We start from the raw sequence: 21,791 nt of genomic DNA on the forward strand, positions 1-21,791 counted from the left end.
AAGTGTCGAATCCTGCCGCATGGTCAGAACTGGAAGTAGATGAAGGCGCTGTCGGGCCCGGCTTCGAGATAGGCCAGCGCCGCCAGCGCACCATAGAGATACGGCTCCCATCGCCGCAACCGGCCGTCGACCAGCGCGCCGATGCCGGCATGCTGGATGATCACCGGCAGCGCGTAGAGCAGGGCGAGATTATAGAACAGCTTCGGCGGATTGGGCACGTCCGTCGCGATGAACATGCCCTTGAGGTAGCTGATCGCGTGGTCGAAATTCGGCAGCTTGAAGAAGATCCAGAGCATCGTGACGCAGAAGAACACGACGCCCATCCGGACGACGCGCAACGCAGGACGGTCGCCGAGAAGTTTCAGGAACGGCCGCTCGATGGCGAGCAGCAGCCCGTGCGCCATGCCCCACAGCGCGTAGCTCAGGCTCGCGCCATGCCAGAGCCCGCCGAGCGTCATCACGATCATCAGGTTGAGATAGGTGCGCAAGCCCCCATGCCGGTTGCCGCCGAGGGGAATGTAGAGATAGGTCCTGAGCCAGCTCGACAGCGAGATATGCCAGCGCGTCCAGAACTCCGAGAACGATGTCGAGATGTAGGGCAGGTTGAAGTTCACGGGCAGCCGATAGCCGAACAAGAGGCCGAGGCCGAGCGCGATCGCGGAATAGCCGAAGAAGTCGGCGTAGATCTGGTAGCTGTAGAGGAACACGAGCAGCCAGCGGTCCTGCGTGCGCAGCGTCTCGTGGAGCGGGAAGTCCATGTAGGACGTCATCTCGTTGAGATTGTTCGCCACATACAGCTTGAAGAAATAGCCGACGAGAATCCATTTTGCGGCCTCGACGAAGGCGACGTCACTGATCCGCTTGGGCACGATCTGCGGCATGAACTGGGCCGCGCGCGTGATCGGGCCGGACACCAGCTGCGGGAAGAAGATGATGTAGAGGAAGACCTCGCGCAGGCTTGCGGTGCGTTTCTCGCGCGTCAGGTCGACCAGCAGGCTGATGTTGTGAAACACGAAGAACGAGATGCCGATCGGCAGCGGCAGCCGCAGCAGGAAGTCGAGCGGCGCGACGCCGGTCAGATGGCTTGCGGCGGCATCGACGAACAGGAACTTGTATTTGAAGAACGCCAGCAGGCCGAGGTTGAAGACGATGCCGGCCGGCATCCACACGGCCCGGTTCTCGAACGCAAGCACCAGGCAGACATGGGTTCCGAGCACCGCGACCAGCAGCAGCGGCAGCAGCTCGGGCTGGCCGAACCCGTAGAAGAACACGCTCGCGGCCACCAGCAGCTGGACCTGGAAGCCGCGCAGAGGCGGCAGGTAATAAGCGCCGAACACGGCCGCGACGAAGACGCCGAACTGAAAGGAGGTGAAAGTCATGCCGCCCCATTGGCCCGACATGGCGTGTACCATTTTTGCCGAAGCGGTCCTAGAGCATGATGAGATGAGGCTTGATCGCTGCAACGACGGAGGTGCGCTCCCTCTCCCGCTTGCGGGAGAGGGCGGGGAGAGGGTGTATCCACAATGGGACAATCTCCAAGAGGAGAAAGCCCTCACCCGGCGCGCGGGACGATGCTTCGCATCGCCCGGACGCGCCGACCTCTCCCGCAAGCGGGAGAGGTGAACCGAGCCCGCCGCGTCGATTCAACCTAAAGCGATTCCGTAGCCTCCCGGCTCCGGCGCAATCTGCACCCTCGACCGTAGCAACAACCGCGGCGGTCTTGACCTTCAGCCTCCAATCCGCTCCCTTTGGCCCGACACAACGACCCCTCCGGGAAACGCCAAGAAAACATCCAAGAACACATCCAAAAAAACATCAAGGTAAGCCGCCATGTCTTTCGTCCTCGCCATCGACCAGGGCACCACCTCTTCGCGCGCGATCGTGTTTCGCGGCGATATTTCCATCGCCGCCAAGGCGCAAGCCGAATTCCCGCAGCATTTTCCGGCCTCGGGCTGGGTCGAGCACGAGCCCGAGGACATCTGGACCTCGACCGTGATGGTCTGCCGCGAGGCGATCGAGCACGCCGGCATCAGCGCAAAGGACATTGCCGCGATCGGCATCACCAACCAGCGCGAGACCACCGTGGTGTGGGACCGTGCCACCGGCCAGGCCGTGCACCGCGCCATCGTCTGGCAGGACCGCCGCACCGCCGACATCTGCGCCAAGCTCAAGGCCGAGGGCCGCGAGCCGGTGATCTCGCAGAAGACCGGCCTGATCATCGATCCCTATTTTTCCGGCACCAAGGTCGCCTGGATCCTCGACCACGTCCCCGGCGCCCGGGCACGCGCCGCGCGCGGCGAGTTGATGTTCGGCACCATCGATTGCTATCTGCTCTGGCGCCTCACCGGCGGCAAGGTGCACGCCACCGACGCCACCAACGCCTCGCGCACGCTGCTGTTCAACATCCACACCGGCGCGTGGGACGATGAACTCCTGGAGATCATCGGCGTGCCGCGCTCGATGCTGCCCGAGGTGAAGGATTCGTCCGCCCGCTTCGGCGAGAGCACGCCGGACCTGTTCGGCGGCGCCATCGCGATCTCCGGCATCGCCGGCGACCAGCAGGCCGCCACCATCGGCCAGGCCTGCTTCCGCCCGGGCATGATGAAGTCGACCTACGGCACCGGCTGCTTTGCCTTGCTCAACACCGGCACCACGCCCGTCGTCTCCAGGAACAAGCTGCTCACCACTGTCGCCTATCAGCTCGATGGCAAACGCACCTACGCGCTCGAAGGCTCGATCTTCGTCGCCGGCTCCGCGGTGCAATGGCTGCGCGACGGCCTCGGCATCATCAAGCATGCCGCCGAGACCGGACCTCTTGCCGATCAATCGGATTCCATGCAGAGCGTTTATCTCGTCCCCGCCTTCGTCGGCATGGGCGCGCCCTACTGGAATCCGCGCGTCCGCGGCGCGCTGTTCGGCCTCACCCGCAACACCGGCCCCGCCGAGCTCGCCCATGCGGCGCTGGAGAGCGTCTGTTATCAGACCTTCGACCTCTGGGCCGCGATGCGCGCGGACTGGCCGAGCTCGGAAACGGCCAGCGTCGTACTCCGCGTCGACGGCGGCATGACCGCCTCCGACTGGACCATGCAGCGCCTCGCCGATCTCCTGGATGCACCGGTCGATCGCCCCGTGATCCAGGAGACCACGGCCCTTGGCGCCGCCTACCTCGCCGGACTCAATGCGGGCGTCTATCCCGAGCCGACCAAATTCGCCGACAATTGGCGCCTCGAGCACCGCTTCAAGCCGAACATGAGCCAGGCCACGCGCGAGCGGAAACTCGCCGGCTGGGCGCGCGCGGTGAAGGGCGTGCTGGCGAGCGACGAGGGGGAGGGGTAGGCGTAGGCGTAGGTAGGCACAGCGTCGCAGCTCGATGCCGCGAGGTGCGCTCAACTGCCTTCACACCGTCATTGCGAGCGCAGCGAAGCAATCCAGACTGTCTCCGCGGAAAGATTCTGGATTGCTGCGCTGCGCTCGCAATCACGGAGTGCGGGGCTGCTGCTGTTCTTCAAATCGGCATATGCTCTAAAAAAAGAAGCAACCAAGCATGATCGTTCCCGACGGCTATTCCGACGTCCCGAACGGCAAGATCGCCGCCGTCGTCACCCATCTGGAGATGACCGCGCCTCCCGCGCGCCGCGACGATCCCCCGGGAAACTGGTCCCTGCGCAAGGTCGATGCGCCCGCGCTTTCCTGGTATCGCGAAATCTTCCGTCGCGTCGGCGAGAACTGGCTGTGGCTGGCGCGGTCGCATCTGACCGACACCGAGCTCGCCGCGATCATCCACGCGCCCGGCGTCGAGGTCTATGCCCTCGTCATGGATGGCCGTGATGAAGGCTTTCTGGAGCTGGATTTCCGCGAGCCCGGCCAGTGCGAGGTGGTCTATTTCGGCGTCACCGCCAGCCTGATCGGAACGGGCGCCGCCCGCTTCCTGATGAATCGTGCGCTGGAGATCGCATGGTCACGCGACCTCCGCCGCCTCTGGCTGCACACCTGCACTTTCGATCATCCCGGGGCGGTGGCCTTCTATCAGCGCACCGGCTTCCGCCCCTTCCGCCGCCAGATCGAAATCGACGACGACCCGCGCCTTGACGGGAGGGCGCCGCGGGATGCAGCGCCGCATGTGCCGATCATCGAGTAGTGCGCGGCTGCCTCCTCACCGTCATTGCGAGGAGCCCTTGCGACGAAGCAATCCAGACTGCCTCCGCGGAAAGATTCTGGATTGCTTCGCTGCGCTCGCAATGACGGAGTGCTGCGCTGCCGTTCTACGATCTCAAAACACTTCCTGCGTCCCCCTCGCCAGCGAAAACCCCCGCTGCATCGCATTGAAGCACGTCAGCCCGGTCTGCTCCGACCGGCACGTGAATCCCCCGCGCTGCCACACCTCGCCATAGGCCAGCACCGGCAGCGAGGGGTCCATCACGGTGTCGCCGGCGCAGATGCGGCTTGCTGCGCCCTTCGCACTCATCTCGAAGGCGTGGCCCCAGTCGAGCTCGCAATCGGCGGGCCGGCGCGGGCGCGCGTCCATGTTCATGATGTCGCAGCGGAGCACGCCTTGACCGTTGTCGGTGAAGAACTGGCAGGCGATGTTCTTCGACGGCGTCAGAAAGCCGGTCGGGCGGTCGTCGATCTGGCGGTTCTGGGCGTGGGCGGCACCGATTATCGGCAGCAGGATCGCTATCAGGATCAGTCCGCGCGGTGCCGTCATGTCATTCCCACTCAGCTATCGAAATTCACCGCCGTCGTGTTGGCGCCGCAGACCAAAATCGCGAGACGCTCGGCAGGCGAAGGACGATAGCGGCCGGAGAGCACCGCGGCAAAGGCGGCGGCACCGCCGGGCTCGGCCACGAGGCGCAAGTGCGACCACAACGCGGCCTGGGCCTGCCGGATCGCATCGTCGCTGACCAGGACGACGCGCTCGACATGGGCTCGCGCGACCGGAAACATCAGCTCGCCAACCCGCCGCGGCGCAAGGCTGTCGGCGGCGATGCCGCCGGCCGGCGCATCGACCGGCGCGCCTGCCTCGAACGCGGCGTGCAGGGTTGGCGATTGCTCCGGCTCGACCGCGACGATGCGTGTCCTGCCGGCGTACCACGCCGCAATGCCGCCGATCAGTCCGCCGCCGCCGACCGCGACCAGCAGCGTGTCGATGCCGGGCGCGTCCTGCTCCAATTCCAGTCCGACGCTGCCCTGGCCGAGCAGGGTTTCGGCCTGATCGTAGGCATGGACGGCCAGCGCGCCGGTCTGCGCGACATGGGCCTCGCTCGCGGCGAGCGCATCGGCGTAGCGGCTGCCCGCGATCACGAGCTTTGCGCCATAAGTCCTGATCCGCTCGGCCTTGGCCGGCGAGGTGATGTCGGGCACGAAGATCGTGGCGGGAATGCCGAGTCGCTGCGCCGCATAGGCGACCGCCGCGCCGTGATTGCCGCCGGATGCGGCGACGACACCGGCCTGCGGCACCTGCCGCAGCAGCAGATTGGCGAAGGCGCCGCGCGCCTTGAACGATCCGGAATGCTGCAGCATCTCGAGCTTGAACGTGACCGGTGCGGCCGGCAGGCCGAAATCGGCGAGATCGGCCTGAACAAGCGGCGTGCGCCTGATATGCGGACGGATGACCGGCTCGGTCGCCGCAATCCGCTCCCGCGTGATGTCCATTGTTGTTGTCATGATGCCGTGCAGAATAGCGCAACGCCGTCGCGAGTCGTTGCAGTCGGCGCAATGCTCCCTTTCCGAGATTTTTGTTGCGCCGCGCCGAGCCGGTCGTGGAGACTGATCGGCCCCGCCTAGTTCTATGATTGAGAAGAGCGAGAACCATGTTCCTGATCGGCCAATATGATTCCCCCTTCGTCCGCCGCGTCGCGATTGCGCTCCGGCTCTACGGGCTCGCTTTCGAGCACAAGCCATGGTCGACCTTCGGCGATGCCGACAAGATCGCGCCCTACAATCCGTTGCGCCGCGTGCCGACCCTGGTGCTCGACGACGGCGAGGCGTTGATCGAAAGCATGATCATCCTCGATCATCTCGACGACCTCGTCGGGCCCGAGAAGGCCATGCTGCCGCGCGGCGGCACCGAGCGGCGCAGGCATTTGCGCATCTGTGCGCTCGCCTCCGGCCTCGGCGACAAGGCGGTCAGCCTGCTCTACGAGCGCGTGCTGCGGAAGGAGCAGCTCGCGCTGTGGGTCGAGCGCTGCCAGGCGCAGATCGCGGACGTGCTGGAGGTGCTCGAGGCCGAGCGCGCCAAGGTGACGACGCCGTACTGGCTGGGGACGCGCATCGGCCACGCCGACGTCGCCGTTGCCTGCATCGTCCGCTTCACCCGCGAAGCGCATCCGCAGCTGTTCGCTGCGTCGCGCTATCCGGCGCTCGCGGCGCATAGCGAGCATTGCGAGACACTGGCCCCGTTCCAGGAGATCGTACAACCGCTGTCCCCGCCGAAGGGGTGAAGCACCTCTGTCATTCCGGGGCGCGCGAAGCGCGAGCCCGGAATCCATCGTGCAGGGGAGATGAGGACAAATGGATTCCGGGCTCGCGCCAAGGGGCGCGCCCCGGAATGACGGCGCTGGGCCTGGGAGAGTGTCGGACCGCTACCGCAGCCCGATGATGCCACAATACCCCTGTTTTGCCCGACGCCGCAACGGGATTTCGGCAAGGCCGAAAATCCTCAAGCCTTTTCAACCCCATCGCTACTGTGCATGGGGTTGTTTTCTCTACTTTGTTTTGAACGCCCCGCTTACCCCGCGCCGGCGCGCTTCTTCTGCCAGACGAGGTGCACCGCGCAGGTGCAACCCGGCGGATGCGAGGCGAGGTCTTTCGGCATCTCGTCGTTCGCCGGCGTGGCGGCGAAGGCCTTGTCCTGCGACGGGATGTAGTTGAGCACCGGCGCGAGCCAGCGCTCGGCTTCCGCCACGCTCATGCCCTTGCGCGCCGCGTAGTCCTCGACCTGGTCGCGCTCGATCTTGCCGACGCCGAAATAGTAGCTCTCGGGGCTGGCAAAATAGAGACCGGACACGCTACTGCCCGGCCACATCGCAAAGCTCTCGGTCAGCTTCACGCCGGCGGTCGCCTCCGCATCGAGCAGCTCGAACAGCGTCGCCTTCTCGGTGTGATCGGGCTGCGCGGGATAGCCGGGCGCGGGGCGGATGCCCTGGTATTTCTCCAGGATCAGCTCCTCGTTGGAGAGCGCCTCGTCCGGTGCATAGGCCCAGAACTCGCGGCGCACGCGGGCATGCATGCGTTCGGCGAACGCTTCGGCGAGGCGGTCGGCCAGCGCCTTGCACAGGATCGATGAGTAGTCGTCGTTGGCCATCTTGAAGCGGTCGGCGACCGCGTCCTCGCCGATCCCTGCGGTGACGACGAAGCCGCCGATGTAATCGGGCACGCCGGCGGGCGCGATGAAGTCGGACAGCGCCGCGTTGAAGCGGCCCTCGCGCTTCTCCAGCTGCTGGCGCAGCGTATGCAGCGTCGCGATGCTCTTGGTCCTGTTATCGTCGGCATAGAGCACGATGTCGTCGCCTTGCGCATTGGCCGGCCAGAAGCCGATCGTCGCGCGCGCCCGGAACCACTTCTCCTTGACGATGGTGTCGAGCATCTTGCGCGCATCGTCATAGAGCGAGCGCGCGACCTCGCCGACCTTGTCGTCCTTGAGGATGGCGGGGAAGCGGCCCGCGAGCTCCCAGGTCTGGAAGAACGGCGTCCAGTCGATGTAGGGCACGAGCTCGGCGAGGTCGTATTCGTCGAAGCTGCGGATGCCCAAGAAGGTCGGCTTCACCGGCTTGTTCGCGGCAAAGTCGACCGGCACGCGGTTGGCGCGGGCATCGCTGAGCTTCAGGCGCTTCTTGTCGGCCTGCGCGCGCAGATGCGCCTCCGAGATCTTTGCGTATTCGGCGCGCACCTCCGCGGCATAGGCCTCGCGCTTCTCGGGCGAGAGCAGCGCGGAGGCGACGCCGACCGCGCGGCTGGCGTCGTTGACGTGAACGACGGGACCGGCGCGGTAGCTCGGGTCGATTTTCACCGCCGTGTGCACGCGGCTGGTGGTGGCGCCGCCGATCAAGAGCGGCAGCCTCAAGCCTTCACGCTGCAATTCGCCGGCGAAGAACGCCATCTCGTCGAGCGAGGGCGTGATCAGGCCGGAGAGCCCGACGATGTCGGCCTTCTCCGCCTTCACGGTCTCGACGATCTTGGCGGCTGGCACCATCACGCCGAGGTCGATGACTTCGAAATTGTTGCACTGGAGCACGATGCCGACGATGTTCTTGCCGATGTCGTGGACGTCGCCCTTCACCGTCGCGAGCACAATCTTGCCGGCGGACGAGGAGCCCTCGGTGCCGATGCCGCTCGCAAGGTTGCGCGCCTTCTCCTCCTCCATGAACGGCATGAGGTAGGCAACGGCCTGCTTCATGACGCGCGCGGACTTCACCACCTGCGGCAAGAACATCTTGCCGTCACCGAAGAGGTCGCCGACCACGTTCATGCCGGCCATCAGCGGGCCTTCGATGACGTCGAGCGGGCGCGAGGACTTCTTGCGGGCTTCCTCGGTGTCCTGCTCGATGAACTCGGTGATGCCATGCACCAGCGAATGCGACAGCCGCTTCTCCACCGGCCATTCGCGCCAGGCGAGATCGGCTTCCTTGCTTTCGGTCTTCTTGCCGCGGAATTTCTCGGCGAGCGCCAGCAGGCGTTCGCTCGCGCCGGGGTCGCGATTGAGGACGACGTCCTCGCAGGTCTGGCGCAGCTCCGGATCGATGTCGTCATAGACGATCATCTGACCGGCATTGACGATGCCCATGTCCATGCCGGCCTTGATGGCGTGATACAGGAACACCGAGTGCATGGCCTCGCGCACCGGCTCATTGCCGCGGAACGAGAACGACAGATTGGAGACGCCGCCGGAGACATGCGCGCCCGGCAGGTTCTGGCGGATCCAGCGCGTCGCCTCGATGAAGTCGACGCCGTAATTGTTGTGCTCCTCGATGCCGGTCGCGATCGCGAAGATGTTCGGATCGAAGATGATGTCCTCGGGCGGGAAGCCGACCTTGTTCACCAGGATGCCGTAGGCGCGCTTGCAGATCTCGGTCTTGCGCGCGAACGTGTCGGCCTGGCCGACCTCGTCGAACGCCATGACGACGACGGCCGCGCCGTGACGGCGGGCGATCTTGGCTTCAAGGATAAACTTCTCCTCGCCTTCCTTCATCGAGATCGAGTTCACGACCGGCTTGCCCTGCACGCATTTCAGGCCGGCCTCGATCACCGAGAATTTCGAGGAGTCCACCATCACGGGCACGCGGGCGATGTCGGGCTCGGCGGCGACGAGGTTGAGGAAGGTCACCATCGCCGCTTCTGAATCGAGCAGGCCCTCGTCCATGTTGACGTCGATAATTTGCGCGCCGTTTTCGACCTGGTCGCGCGCCACCTGGAGCGCGGCGGTGTAATCGCCTGATGTGATCAGCTTGCGGAAGCGGGCAGAACCCGTGACGTTGGTGCGCTCGCCGACATTGACGAAGGGGATCGCGTCGGTCAGCACGAAAGGCTCGAGGCCGGAGAGCCGCAAGCGCGGGGTGATCTCCGGCACGATGCGCGGCTTGTGCGGGGCGACCGCAGCTGCGATCGCGGCGATATGGTCCGGCGTCGTGCCACAGCAGCCGCCGACGATGTTGACGAGGCCATCGCGCGCGAACTCGCCGATCAGCCGCGCCATGTATTCGGGCGTTTCGTCATACTGGCCGAACTCGTTGGGCAGGCCGGCATTGGGATAGGCGCACACGAGCGTGTCGGCGACGCGGCCGATGTCGGCGATGTGCGCGCGCAGGTCCTCGGCGCCGAGCGCACAGTTGAAGCCGATGGTCACAGGCTTGGCGTGCCGCACGGAATTCCAGAACGCCTCCGGCATCTGGCCCGAGAGCAGGCGGCCGGACTTGTCGGTGATGGTGCCCGACACCATCACCGGCATGTCGGTGCCGCGCTCTTCGGTGATCTCGGCGATCGCATAGAGCGCCGCCTTGGCGTTGAGCGTGTCGAAGATGGTCTCGACCAGCAACAGATCGACGCCGCCGTCGATCAGGCCGCGGATCTGCTCGCCATAGGACTGGCGCAGATCGTCGAAGGTGACGGCGCGATAGCCGGGATTGGAAACGTCGGGCGAGATCGAGGCCGTGCGGTTGGTCGGTCCGATGGCACCGGCGACGAAGCGCGGCTTGCCGTCCTCGGCCGCGACGCGCCGTGCGGCATTGCCGGCGAGGCGGGCGCCTTCGCGCGCCATCTCGTAGACGATGTCGGTGAGGTCGTAATCGGCCTGCGCGATCGAGGTCGTGGAGAAGGTGTTGGTCGCGACGATGTCGGCGCCGGCGCGCAAGTAAGCCGCGTGGATGTCCTCGATCGCCTGCGGCTGCGTCAGGATCAACAGGTCGTTGTTGCCGCGCAGGTCGCGATGGAAGTTCTTGAAGCGCTCGCCACGGAAGGCTTTCTCGTCGAGCTGCAGGTTCTGGATCATCGTGCCCATGGCGCCGTCGAGCACCAGGATGCGCTCGCGCGCGGCGGCAAGGAGAGCAGTTCGCTTCGGAGAGACGGTCACGGTCATTTTCTCTTATGCCGCCTTCTGCGCGCTCTTGGCGCGAATGCCGAGCAAATGGCTGATCGCGAACACGAGATCGGCGCGGTTCATGGTGTAGAAATGGAAGGTGTCGACGCCGTGCTTGGCGAGCTTCTGCACCTGGCCGGCGGCGACGGTCGCCGCCACCAGCTTGCGCGTTTCCGCATCGTCATCGAGGCCCTCGAATTTCGCGGCGAGCCAGTCGGGCACCGAGGTGCCGTTCCGGGTGACGAAATTGCGCGCCTGCTTGAAATTGTGCATGGGCATGATGCCGGGCACGATCGGGATATCGATGCCGCGCGCACGCACGCGGTCGAGATAGCGGAAGTAGAGGTCGTTGTCGAAGAACACCTGGGTGATCGCGCGCGTCGCACCCGCATCGACCTTGGCCTTGAGCGTGTCGATATCGGCATCGAAGTCGCGCGATTCAGGGTGCTTCTCGGGATAGGCCGAGACCGAGACTTCGATATCGCCGTGCCGCTTCTTGATCCCGGCGACGAGCGCGGCCGAGCTCTGATAACCCTCGGGATGGCTCGAATAGGGCGTGCCGATGCCGCCGACGGGATCGCCGCGCAAGGCCACGATGTGGCGGACGCCGACCTCGTGATAGCGGTCGACGATCTCGTCGATCTCGCCGCGCGAAGCGCCGACGCAGGTCAGATGCGCCGCCGGCAGCAGCGCGGTCTCTTGCAGGATGCGCGCGATGGTCGAATGCGTGCGCTCGCGGGTCGAGCCGCCGGCGCCATAGGTCACCGAGACGAATTTCGGCTCGAGCGGGGCGAGCCGGTTGATCGTCTCCCAGAGATTGCGCTCCATCTCTTCCGTCTTGGGCGGAAAGAATTCGAAGGAGATCGCAGGCCGCTTCACCTGCCCATCTTGCCGGCCGGCTGTCGCAAGCGTCGTCAGGTCAGTCATGGCGCCACTCACTCCAATGTAGGCCGGCGATCGGGGTCTAGCTTCGGAGACCTAAAATACGGCAAAGGCCCCCGGGTCGACAGCCCATCCTTGATGGGAAGTTGCCCATTTAGGCGCGGATGTGCGGATTATTCGTTTGAATCGCGCGTCTGGTGGGAAAGAGGATGGCCGGCATAATATATTGATTTAAAAAGAATTATCGTTCTTTGGTTTCGTTTCATGGGCCCAATTTCGTGGTGGGCAAGATAAAACCGTCTACAAACAAACGGCAATTGGCCCAACTTGAGCCGCTTGCGGGCCCGCCCGTCCGTACACGTCTGGCCTGCGCAGCCTGCCCATTGCCGCCGCGACGCCCTCCATTACGTTAGGCGGCCATGATCCCGCTCTCCGTCCTCGACCTCTCCGTGGTCACAACAGGCACCAAGCCCGCCGCGGCGCTACGCAACAGCATCGATCTGGCGCGTCACGTCGATGGGCTCGACTATGTCCGCTATTGGCTCGCCGAGCATCACAACCTCGCCTCTGTCGCGAGCCCGGCGCCCGATGTCATGATCGGGCAGATCGCGGCGGTGACGAAGCACCTCCGCGTCGGCTCCGGCGGCGTGATGCTGCCCAACCACGCGCCGCTGGTCGTCGCCGAGCGCTTCAAGATGCTGGAGGCGCTGTTTCCCGACCGGATCGATCTCGGTCTCGGCCGCGCGCCGGGCACCGACGGTGCCACGGCCTACGCGCTCAGAAGCCGGCTCGACCGTCGCGAGGGCGACGATTTCCTGGAGCGGCTGCACGAATTGATCCTGTGGGAGACCCGCGAATTCCCCGCAGGGCACCCCTACAACAACGTCGTCGCCATGCCCGACGACACCAGGCTGCCGCCGATCTGGCTGCTTGGCTCCAGCGATTATTCCTCGGAATTGGCCGCCCAGGTCGGCATGGGCTTCGCCTTCGCCCATCATTTCGCGTCCCACGACGCGATCGATGCGATGGTGCATTACCGCAATCGATTTCAGCCCTCGGCGTGGCGCGCGAGCCCGCATGCCATTCTCGCGGTCGCCGTCATTGCGGCCGATACCGACGAGGAGGCCGAAAGGCTCGCCTCGTCCTTCGACCTCAACCGCCTTCGCCGCGACCGTGGTCAATATCTGCCGCTGCCGAGCGTCGAGGAGGCCATGGCCTATCCGTATACGGATGCCGAGCGCACCTCGATCCTGCGCAACCGCTCGCGCCTGTTCGTCGGCAGCCCCGCGACGGTGCAGAAGAAGCTGCAGCCCTTGATCTACGCGAGCAAGCCGGACGAGCTGATGGTGATCACGGCGGTGTATGACCACGAAGCGCGAAAGAAGTCGTATTCGCTGCTGGCGGAGGCGTTCGGGCTGGCGAAAAGAGAAAGCGCGTAAACCCGCTCTCGTGCCCCGGACGCAGCGCAGCGCTTCCCCGGCGATGCGAAGCATCGTCCGGTGCAGCGGTGCGCTGTAGAGCCGGGGCCCATCTCGCGACTGGGTATTCTGTCCCTGGGTCCCGGCTCGCGCTTCGCGCGTCCGGGACACGCTATCAATCCTGCGCCTCGCTGAATGTCGCGCGGAACGGATGGCCCGGATACACCCCGACGATGCGGAATTCGCGCGAGAAGAATTTCAGCTCCTCGATGGCGAAGGCGAGGCCCTTGTCATCGGGGTGGCCGTCGACATCGGCATAAAACTGCGTGGCGAAGAAATTGCCGTCCACCATGTAGCTCTCGAGCTTGGTCATGTTGACGCCGTTGGTGGCGAAGCCGCCGAGCGCCTTGTAGAGCGCCGCCGGCAAATTGCGCACGCGGAAGACAAAAGTCGTGACGAGCGGCGCCGTGCCTTGGGGCGCCCATTTCGGCTCGCGCGCCAGCACCACGAAGCGCGTGGTGTTGTGGGCCTCGTCCTCGATGTCCTCGGCGAGGATGTCGAGACCGTAGATCTTTGCCGCCAGGCGGGAGGCGATCGCGGCCACCGTCTTGTCCTTGCGCTCCGAGATGTCGCGGGCGCTGCCGGCGGTGTCGGCATGCACGATCGGCTTGATGCCGAGCTTGCGGATGATGCGCCGGCACTGGCCGAGCGCGTGCACGTGGCTCTCGACGCTCTTGATGTCTTCGAGCTTCGTCCCCTTCACCGCCATCAGCTGATGCCGCACCGGCAGAAACCATTCGCCGACGATGAAGAGGCCGGACGCCGGCAGGAGGTGATGGATGTCGGCGACGCGGCCGGCGACCGAATTCTCGATCGGGATCATGCCGAGATCGGCTTCGCCGGACGAGATCGCCGACAGCGCGTCCTCAAACGTGGCGCAGGGCATCGGCTCGGCGTCGGGATAGGCCTCGACGATGGCGATGTGGGAATTGGCTCCGGGTTCGCCCTGGAATGCGATCTTCATCTTGCTCATGTCTTGAAGTGCTCCTGGTCGGCCTTGTAGCAGCGGCTCAGGATTTGGAAAGGATGCTGCGCGCGGTTTCGAGATCGGGCGGCGTGTCGACGCCGCGGGGCACGCTGTCGACGATCATGATGTCGATGCGCATGCCGGCCTCCACCGCCCGGAGCTGTTCCAGGCTCTCCTGGCGCTCCAGCGGCGATGGTGGCAGCGATACGAACCGCTCCAGCGCCGCGCGGCGATAGGCATAGAGGCCGATGTGGTGGTATCGCGGTCCGTGGCCGTAAGGGGCCGTGGCGCGGGTGAAATAAAGTGCCCGCAACCGCTTCGGCCCGATCGGCGAACCGATCGCCTTCACCACGCTCGGCGCAAGGTCCTCCTCCTCGGTGTGGATCTGCGAGGCCAATGTGACGATGTCGACCGCGGGATCGTCGAAGGGGGGCAGCACCTCGCGGATGGTCTGCGGCGTGATGGTCGGAAAATCGCCCTGGAGATTGATCACGATCTCGGCCTTGCCCTCGGGATCGAGCTTCTGCATGGCTTCGTGGATGCGGTCTGAGCCGGAGGGGTGGTCGCCGCGCGTCATCACCGCCTCGCCGCCATGGGCGGTCACGACCGAGGCGATTTCGTCGGTGTCGGTCGCGACCGCAACCCGGCCGATTGCAGCGGCCTCTGCGCGGCGCAGCACATGCACGATCATCGGCAGTCCCGCGATATCGGCGAGCGGCTTGCCGGGCAGGCGGGTGGCCGCCATGCGGGCCGGGATCAGCACCAGGATGCGGGGGTCGATCATTGGGTCCAAAGGTCTGGGGTCAAGAGCCTGAAAACGGAGCGTTTTCCGCACCGGGAAATGGCATGGGGACGGGCCTGAAGCCGGCTCGCTTATACGGGTTGCCAGACCCCGGGCAAACCGATATCTCAATGGCAAAACTCGGGGAAACAATAAGGAACGTCTGATTCTCCCGAGGCTCGTCCTGGCGGCCGCTTGGGCCGCTGTTTCCTTCTTGCGGTGGGGCCTGGCCGGAAATGGACTCTTTCGAACTCAATAAGATTCTCGGTGCCGTGCTCGGCACCTGTCTCTTCCTGCTGGTGACGAGCTTCACCGCGAGTGCGTTGTTCTCCCCCAAGATGCCGGAAAAGCCGGGCTTCGAGATCGCGGTGAAGGAAGACGCTGGCCACGGCAAGGAAGGTGGCGCCGCCGCAGCCTCCTCCGAGCCGATCGAAAAGCTGCTCCAGACTGCCTCCGTCGAGAAGGGCGCTGCCGCTGCCAAGAAGTGCGGCGCCTGCCACACCTTCGAGAAGGGTGGCCCGAATCGCGTCGGTCCGAACCTCTATGGCGTGGTCGGCGAGAAGCGGGGTGAGGGCCGTGGCGGCTTCAACTTCTCGGCTGCCATGAAGGCCAAGGGTGGCACCTGGACCTTCGACGACCTCAACAAGTTCATTGCAAACCCGAAGGGCTTCATCCCGGGCACTGCCATGGGCTTCGCCGGCATTCCGAAGGATTCCGAGCGCGCCGACGTCATTGCCTATCTGAACTCGCTGTCGGAGCATCCGCAGCCGCTGCCGACCGCGTCTAAGTAAGGCTTCCAGAGCATTCTTCGGATATGCGGCCAGGCTGAAAAGCCTGGCCGTTTCCTTATCCGGGCCTCGCGACGACGTTATCGGGGCGTTTGGCCGCATCCGATAGGCCGGCCGGGCTTCCAAGATGAGGAAAAAGCAACATATTCGGTCGAAACCTCGCCTATATTGGGAACTTAAAGGAGTAGCCTCCTTCAAGACAGGGATGTTGATTTGGCCATTACCCGACGCGATCTCCTGCTCACCGGCACTGCTGCGGCAGCGCTTCCATCCCTTGGTTCCGTCGCGGGCGTTCCCGTCGCCGGCACGGCACAGGCGCAATCGGCAAGCGAGCTGCCTTCTAGTGGGTTGCCTTGGCGCCACGCGCTGTCCCTGTTCGGAAAGGTCAAGTATCCCGCCGACTTCAAGCGCTTCGACTACGTCAATCCGGACGCGCCCAAAGGCGGCGTGGCGCGCCAGATCGCCGTCGGCACGTTCGACAATTTTAACATCGTCGTCTCGGGCGTGAAGGGCCAGGTCGCCGGCGCCGTCGCATTCATCTACGAATCGCTCCTGACGCAGTCGCTTGACGAGGTCTCGACCGAATACGGCGCGCTGGCCGAGGCGGTCAGCCATCCCGATGATTTTTCCTTCGTCACCTATCGCCTGCGGCCGCAGGCCAAATGGCACGACGGCAAGCCCGTCACGCCGGAGGACGTGATCTTCTCGCTCGATTCCTTCAAGAAGCACCATCCGATGTACTCGGCCTATTACAGCCATGTGGTGAAGGCCGAGAAGGTCGGCGAGCGCGAGGTGAAGTTCGTGTTCGACGCGCCGGGTAACCGCGAGCTGCCGCAGATCGTCGGGCAGCTCATCGTGCTGCCGAAGCATTGGTGGGAGGGGACCGATGCGCAGGGCCGCAAGCGCGATGTGTCCACCACCACGCTCGAAGTGCCGCTCGGGTCCGGTCCCTACAAGATCAAGGATTTCGTCGCAGGACGGTCGATCGCGCTGGAGCGCGTCAAGGACTATTGGGGCCGCGACCTGCCTGCCAATGTCGGCCGCAACAATTTCGACGAGCTGCGCTACGAATATTTCCGCGACGCCACCGTGGCGATCGAGGCGTTCAAGGCCGACCAGGTCGATTGGCGTACCGAGAACAGCGCGAAGAACTGGGCGACGGCGTACGACTTTCCGGCCGTGAACGAAAAGCGCGTGATCCTCGAGGAATTCGCCAATCGCAGCTCAGGCGTGATGCAGGCCTTCGTGCCGAACCTGCGCCGCGCCAAGTTCAGCGATCCGCGTGTTCGTCGTGCGCTCAACTACGCGTTCGACTTCGAGGAGATGAACAAGCAGATCTTCTTCGGTCAGTACAAGCGCATCAGCAGCTATTTCGACGGCATCGACGAGCTGATGGCAACCGGATTGCCGCAGGGAAAAGAGCTGGAGATCCTCGAGACGATTCGCGCCCAGGTGCCGCCCGAAGTCTTCACGATGGCCTATACCAATCCGGTGGGAGGGAGCCCGGAAGCGGTGCGTGACAATCTGCGTGAGGCGCTGCGGCTGTTCAAGGAGGCCGGCTACGAGGTGCGCGACCGCAAGCTGATCGACGTCAAGACCGGCGCCCAGATCTCGCTGGAACTGCTCAACTCGGATCCCAGCTTCGAACGAATTACGCTGTTCTACAAGCCGTCGCTGGAGCGGCTCGGCATTGCCGTGAGCGTGCGGACGGTCGATCCGACCCAATATGAGAACAGGACGCGCGAGTGGGACTTCGACATCGTCACGAACTCCTGGGGCGAATCGCAATCGCCGGGCAACGAGCAGCGCGAGTTCTGGTCGTCCAAGTCGGCCGACATCGCCGGCTCGCGCAACATCGCCGGCATCAAGAATCCGGCCGTCGACAAGCTGATCGAGCGGGTGATCTACGCCACTGATCGCGACGATCTCGTCGCGGCCACCAAGGCCCTCGACCGCGTGCTGCTCTGGAATCACTACGTCGTTCCGCAATGGACCTACAACAAGGTCCGCACCGCACGCTGGGATCGCTTTGGCCGGCCGGCGGAACTGCCCAAATACGGTCAGTCGGGCTTCCCGTTCATCTGGTGGTACGACGCAGACAAGGCGGCGCGGATCGCAAAGAAGTCGTGAAGGACAATTCCCGCATGACGCAGATGTCACGCCGCCACGTGCTGGTCTTGGGTGTTGGCGGCGCCCTGGGGGCGTCGCTGGGTGCGCAGCCGTTGCGCGGCGCACGAGCATCGGAAGCGGCGATCGAGGCGCACGGCATGTCGGCGTTCGGCGATCTCAAATATCCCGCCGACTTCCATCATTTCGACTATGTCAATGTCGACGCGCCGAAAGGCGGCACGTTCTCGCTGATCCCGTCGGTGCGCGCCTACAATCAGTCCTACCAGACCTTCAACTCGCTCAACGCCTTCATCCTGAAGGGCGACGGCGCGCAGGGTATGGACATGACGTTTTCGCCGCTGATGGTCCGGGCAAGTGACGAGCCCGACGCAATGTACGGGCTGGTCGCCAAATCCGTGCAAATATCGCCGGACAGGCTGGTCTATCGCTTCACGATGCGGCCCGAGGCGAAATTCCACGACGGGACCAGGCTCACTGCCCATGATGCAGCTTATTCGCTGACGACGCTGAAGACCAAGGGGCATCCGCTGATCATCGTGCAGATGCGCGATATGGTCAGTGCGGAAGCCCTCGACGATGCGACGCTCGTGGTCACCTTCGCCAAGGGGCGTGCGCGCGACGTGCCGCTCTATGTCGCCAGCCTGCCGATCTTCTCGAAGGCGTACTACGCCTCCCGCCCGTTCGATGAATCGTCGCTGGAGGTTCCGCTCGGCTCGGGCCCGTACAGGGTCGGCAGGTTCGAGGTCAATCGCTACATCGAGTTCGAGCGGGTGAAGGACTGGTGGGCCGCGGATCTGCCGCCCTGCCGCGGCAGCTATAATTTCGATGTCGTCCGCTACGAATTCTATCGCGACCGCGACGTCGCCTTTGAGGGCTTTACCGGCAAGAGCTATCTCTACCGCGAGGAGTTCACCTCGCGCATCTGGGCGACGCGCTATGACTTCCCCGCGGTCAAGGATGGCCGCGTCAAGATGGAGGTCGTGCCCGACGATACGCCGTCCGGCGCGCAAGGCTGGTTCATCAATACGCGGCGCGACAAATTCAAAGACCCCCGCGTGCGCGAGGCTCTGATCAATGCTTTCGATTTCGAATGGACCAACAAGACCATCATGTACGGCGCTTATGCCCGTACGGTCTCGCCGTTCCAGAACTCGGACCTCATGGCGGGCAATGCGCCGCCTTCGCCGGAAGAGCTGAAGCTGCTGGAGCCGTTTCGCGGCCAGGTTCCCGACGAGGTGTTTGCGGCGCCGTTCATGCCGCCGACCTCCGACGGCTCCGGTCAGGATCGCAGCCTGCTCCGCAAGGCGCAGCAATTGCTGACCGAGGCCGGCGTGCCCATCAAGGACGGCAAGCGGGTACTGCCGAACGGCGAGGTCTTCAAGATCGAGTTCCTGCTGGATGAGCCCTCGTTTCAGCCGCACCACGCGCCCTACATCAAAAATCTCGCGACGCTCGGCATCGAAGCGAGCGTGCGCCTCGTCGATGCCGTACAGCACAAGGCCCGGCAGGAAGATTTCGATTTCGATCTGACCATCCAGCGCTTCAGCATGTCGGCGACACCAGGCGATGCCATGCGGGCGTTCTTCTCCTCGCAGGTCGCGAACACCAAGGGCTCGTACAATCTCGCCGGCGTCGCCACTCCGGCGATCGATGCCATGATCGAGAAGATCATGGCGGCCGACAGCCGCGAAGAGCTGACCGTCGCCTGCCGCGCGTTCGATCGCCTGTTCCGCGCCGGTCGCTATTGGATACCGCAATGGTACAACAAGACGCACCGGCTGGCCTATTGGGATCAGTTCGGCCATCCGCAGAAGCTGCCGCGCTATGCCAATGGCGTCGGCGCGCCGGAGATCTGGTGGTATGAGCCCGCCAAGGCGGCCAAGCTCGAGCAGGCAAAATAGCCATGAGCGCCTATATCGCCCGCCGCATCCTGCTGATGATCCCGACGCTGCTCGGAATCCTCTTCGTGTCCTTTGTCGTCGTGCAATTCGCGCCGGGCGGCCCGGTCGAGCGCGTAATCGCGCAGCTCTCGGGTGCCGATACCGGCGGGACCTCGCGTATTTCCGGCGGCAGCGATTTTGCGCAGCGCGCGCCGGGACAGGTCGGCGCCGGCGGCGATGCCATCAACTCGAAATATCGCGGCGCGCAGGGTCTCGACCCTGATTTCATCAAGAAGCTGGAGGTGCAGTTCGGCTTCGACAAGCCCGCGCCGGAACGCTTCCTGCTGATGGTGTGGAACTTCGCCCGCTTCGATTTCGGCAAGAGCTATTTTCGCGACGTCAGCGTGCTCCAGCTCATCAAGGAGAAGCTGCCCGTCTCGATCTCGCTTGGCCTCTGGCTGACGCTTGTAACGTATCTGATCTCGATCCCGCTCGGCATTCGCAAGGCCGTGAACGACGGGGCGCGCTTCGACACCTGGACCTCGACGGTACTCGTGCTCGGCTACGCCATCCCCGGTTTTCTGTTCGCCATCCTCCTCATCATCCTGTTTGCCGGCGGCTCCTTCTTCAACTGGTTCCCGCTGCGCGGACTCACTTCGGACGGCTGGTCGCAGTTTCCCTGGTATTGGAAGATCATCGACTATTTCTGGCATCTGACGCTGCCGCTGATCGCCATGGGGCTGGGTGCCTTCACCACCATGACGTTCCTGACCAAGAACTCGTTCCTGGACGAGATTCGCAAGCAATACGTCATGACCGCCCGCGCCAAGGGCTGCAGTGAGAACCGGGTGCTCTACGGCCACGTCTTCCGCAACGCCATGCTGATCGTGATCGCCGGCTTCCCGGGGACGTTCATCCACGCCTTCTTTTCCGGCTCGCTCCTGATCGAGACCATCTTCTCGCTCGACGGGCTCGGCCTGCTCAGCTTCGAGAGCGTGCTCAACCGCGACTATCCCGTGGTGTTCGGCACGCTCTACATCTTCTCGCTGGTCGGCCTCGTCATCAACCTGATCTCCGACCTGACCTATATGTGGATCGACCCCCGGATCGATTTCGAAGCGCGGGAGGTCTGATGACGATCACCGCGCCGACGCCGATCGAGACCACAGCGAAGTCGCCGCTCGGCGATGTCGTGCCGATCACGCGCAAGCCGTTCGCTCCGTCGCCGCTCAACCGGCGGCGCTGGCAGAACTTCAAGGCGAACCGCCGCGGCTACTGGTCGTTCTGGATCTTCATCGGCCTGTTCGTGATTTCGCTGTTCGCCGAGCTGATTGCCAATGATCGGCCCTTCCTGATCAAGTTCGATGGCCGTCTCTATTGGCCGGCCTTCGTCACCTATTCGGAGACGACGTTCGGCGGCGATTTCGAGACGGCGGCCGATTATCGCGACCCGTACTTGCAGAAGCTGATCAAGGACAAGGGCGGCACCATCGTCTGGCCGCTGATCCGCTACTCCTACGACACCCATAATCTCGATTTGCCGACGCCGGCGCCGTCGCCGCCGACCTGGATGCTGACGGAGAAGCAGTGCCAGCCGGTGGTTGAGAAGAAGGGGCTGAAGAGCTGCCGCGATCTCGAATACAACTGGCTCGGGACCGACGATCAGGGCCGCGACGTGGTGGCGCGGCTGATCTACGGCTTCCGCATCTCTGTGCTGTTCGGCCTTTGTCTCACCATCGTCTCGTCAATCATCGGCATCGCGGCGGGCGCGGTGCAGGGCTATTTCGGCGGGTGGGTCGATCTGATCTTCCAGCGCTTCATCGAGATCTGGACCGCGATTCCCTCGCTCTATCTTCTCCTGATCCTGTCCTCGGTGCTCGTGCCCGGCTTCTTCGTGCTGCTCGGCATCTTGCTGCTGTTCTCCTGGGTCTCGCTGGTCGGTCTCGTGCGAGCCGAGTTCCTGCGCGGGCGCAATTTCGAATACATCCAGGCGGCGCGGGCGCTCGGTGTCTCCAACCCTGTGATCATGTTCCGCCACCTGCTGCCGAACGCGATGGTCGCGACCATGACGTTCCTGCCGTTCATCGTATCGAGCTCGGTGATGACGCTGACGGCGCTCGATTTCCTCGGCTTCGGCCTGCCGCCGGGATCGCCGTCGCTCGGCGAGCTGCTGTCGCAGGCCAAGGCCAATGTGCAGGCACCGTGGCTCGGCTTCTCCGGCTTCTTCTCGGTCGCGATCATGCTGTCGCTCTTGATCTTCATCGGCGAAGCCGTGCGCGACGCCTTCGATCCGCGCAAGACGTTCAGGTAAGATC

General features: G+C 64.3%; 16 protein-coding genes. 9 read left to right on the top strand and 7 right to left on the bottom strand.

The features are described 5' to 3' along the window. Window positions 1–23: 23 nt before the first annotated feature. Complete coding sequence (locus XI05_RS33335) at window positions 24–1,400, bottom strand: MBOAT family O-acyltransferase (RefSeq protein WP_271509886.1); 1,377 nt, start codon at window positions 1,398–1,400, stop codon at window positions 24–26. Window positions 1,401–1,830: 430 nt separating this feature from the next. Between XI05_RS33335 and glpK the strand changes: the two genes are divergently transcribed. Together glpK and XI05_RS33345 are read left to right on the top strand one after the other, a co-directional pair. Next, entirely contained in the window at window positions 1,831–3,336 is a 1,506-nt protein-coding gene (gene glpK / locus XI05_RS33340) for a glycerol kinase GlpK (protein ID WP_271509888.1), read from the top strand. A 208-nt stretch (window positions 3,337–3,544) separates the two neighbouring features. Next, window positions 3,545–4,138 (top strand): GNAT family N-acetyltransferase, encoded by a 594-nt coding sequence (locus XI05_RS33345; protein ID WP_271509893.1) that lies wholly within the window; start codon window positions 3,545–3,547, stop codon window positions 4,136–4,138. Between the two features lie 132 nt (window positions 4,139–4,270). On the opposite strand, the gene XI05_RS33350 is transcribed toward XI05_RS33345, so the two are convergent. Together XI05_RS33350 and XI05_RS33355 are read right to left on the bottom strand one after the other, a co-directional pair. After that, a complete protein-coding gene (locus tag XI05_RS33350) occupies window positions 4,271–4,705 on the bottom strand; it encodes a DUF6636 domain-containing protein (RefSeq protein ID WP_271509896.1) in 435 nt (144 codons plus the stop codon). A gap of 11 nt (window positions 4,706–4,716) precedes the next feature. Continuing rightward, on the bottom strand, window positions 4,717–5,664 hold the full coding sequence (locus tag XI05_RS33355) for a threonine/serine dehydratase (RefSeq protein WP_271509899.1): 948 nt from the start codon (window positions 5,662–5,664) through the stop codon (window positions 4,717–4,719). A gap of 146 nt (window positions 5,665–5,810) precedes the next feature. Here XI05_RS33355 and XI05_RS33360 point away from each other — a divergent pair, with 146 nt between their 5' ends. Beyond that, on the top strand, window positions 5,811–6,440 hold the full coding sequence (locus XI05_RS33360; RefSeq protein WP_271509902.1) for a glutathione S-transferase family protein: 630 nt from the start codon (window positions 5,811–5,813) through the stop codon (window positions 6,438–6,440). A 287-nt stretch (window positions 6,441–6,727) separates the two neighbouring features. Here XI05_RS33360 and metH read toward each other — a convergent pair whose 3' ends face one another. After that, window positions 6,728–10,570, bottom strand: a complete 3,843-nt coding sequence (gene metH, locus XI05_RS33365; RefSeq protein WP_271509904.1) for a methionine synthase — start codon at window positions 10,568–10,570, stop codon at window positions 6,728–6,730. Window positions 10,571–10,576: 6 nt separating this feature from the next. Beyond that, window positions 10,577–11,497 (bottom strand): methylenetetrahydrofolate reductase [NAD(P)H], encoded by a 921-nt coding sequence (gene metF, locus XI05_RS33370; protein ID WP_271509907.1) that lies wholly within the window; start codon window positions 11,495–11,497, stop codon window positions 10,577–10,579. A gap of 374 nt (window positions 11,498–11,871) precedes the next feature. Here metF and XI05_RS33375 point away from each other — a divergent pair, with 374 nt between their 5' ends. Then, a complete protein-coding gene (locus XI05_RS33375) occupies window positions 11,872–12,891 on the top strand; it encodes an LLM class flavin-dependent oxidoreductase (protein ID WP_271509909.1) in 1,020 nt (339 codons plus the stop codon). A gap of 154 nt (window positions 12,892–13,045) precedes the next feature. Here the strand turns inward: XI05_RS33375 and XI05_RS33380 are convergent, their stop codons facing one another. Both XI05_RS33380 and XI05_RS33385 read right to left on the bottom strand, forming a co-directional pair. Beyond that, entirely contained in the window at window positions 13,046–13,903 is an 858-nt protein-coding gene (locus XI05_RS33380) for a prephenate dehydratase (RefSeq protein WP_212254156.1), read from the bottom strand. Window positions 13,904–13,940: 37 nt separating this feature from the next. Beyond that, window positions 13,941–14,681, bottom strand: coding sequence for a 3-deoxy-manno-octulosonate cytidylyltransferase (locus tag XI05_RS33385; RefSeq protein WP_271509912.1), 741 nt, complete (start codon window positions 14,679–14,681; stop codon window positions 13,941–13,943). 233 nt (window positions 14,682–14,914) lie between these two features. Between XI05_RS33385 and XI05_RS33390 the strand changes: the two genes are divergently transcribed. From XI05_RS33390 to XI05_RS33410, 5 genes are all read left to right on the top strand, one after another. Continuing rightward, window positions 14,915–15,469 (top strand): c-type cytochrome, encoded by a 555-nt coding sequence (locus XI05_RS33390; RefSeq protein ID WP_172784928.1) that lies wholly within the window; start codon window positions 14,915–14,917, stop codon window positions 15,467–15,469. 210 nt (window positions 15,470–15,679) lie between these two features. After that, window positions 15,680–17,596: an extracellular solute-binding protein gene (locus tag XI05_RS33395; protein ID WP_271509916.1), complete on the top strand. Its 1,917-nt coding sequence runs from the start codon at window positions 15,680–15,682 to the stop codon at window positions 17,594–17,596. A gap of 14 nt (window positions 17,597–17,610) precedes the next feature. Next, on the top strand, window positions 17,611–19,497 hold the full coding sequence (locus tag XI05_RS33400; protein WP_271509919.1) for an extracellular solute-binding protein: 1,887 nt from the start codon (window positions 17,611–17,613) through the stop codon (window positions 19,495–19,497). 2 nt (window positions 19,498–19,499) lie between these two features. Then, window positions 19,500–20,609, top strand: coding sequence for a microcin C ABC transporter permease YejB (locus XI05_RS33405; RefSeq protein ID WP_172784925.1), 1,110 nt, complete (start codon window positions 19,500–19,502; stop codon window positions 20,607–20,609). Then, window positions 20,609–21,787 (top strand): ABC transporter permease, encoded by a 1,179-nt coding sequence (locus XI05_RS33410; RefSeq protein WP_271509922.1) that lies wholly within the window; start codon window positions 20,609–20,611, stop codon window positions 21,785–21,787. The genes XI05_RS33405 and XI05_RS33410 overlap by 1 nt, the downstream gene beginning before the upstream one ends. The last annotated feature ends 4 nt before the right edge of the window (window positions 21,788–21,791 follow it).

Origin of the sequence: Bradyrhizobium sp. CCBAU 11357, from assembly GCF_028128865.1 — a bacterium.
Lineage (GTDB): Bacteria > Pseudomonadota > Alphaproteobacteria > Rhizobiales > Xanthobacteraceae > Bradyrhizobium.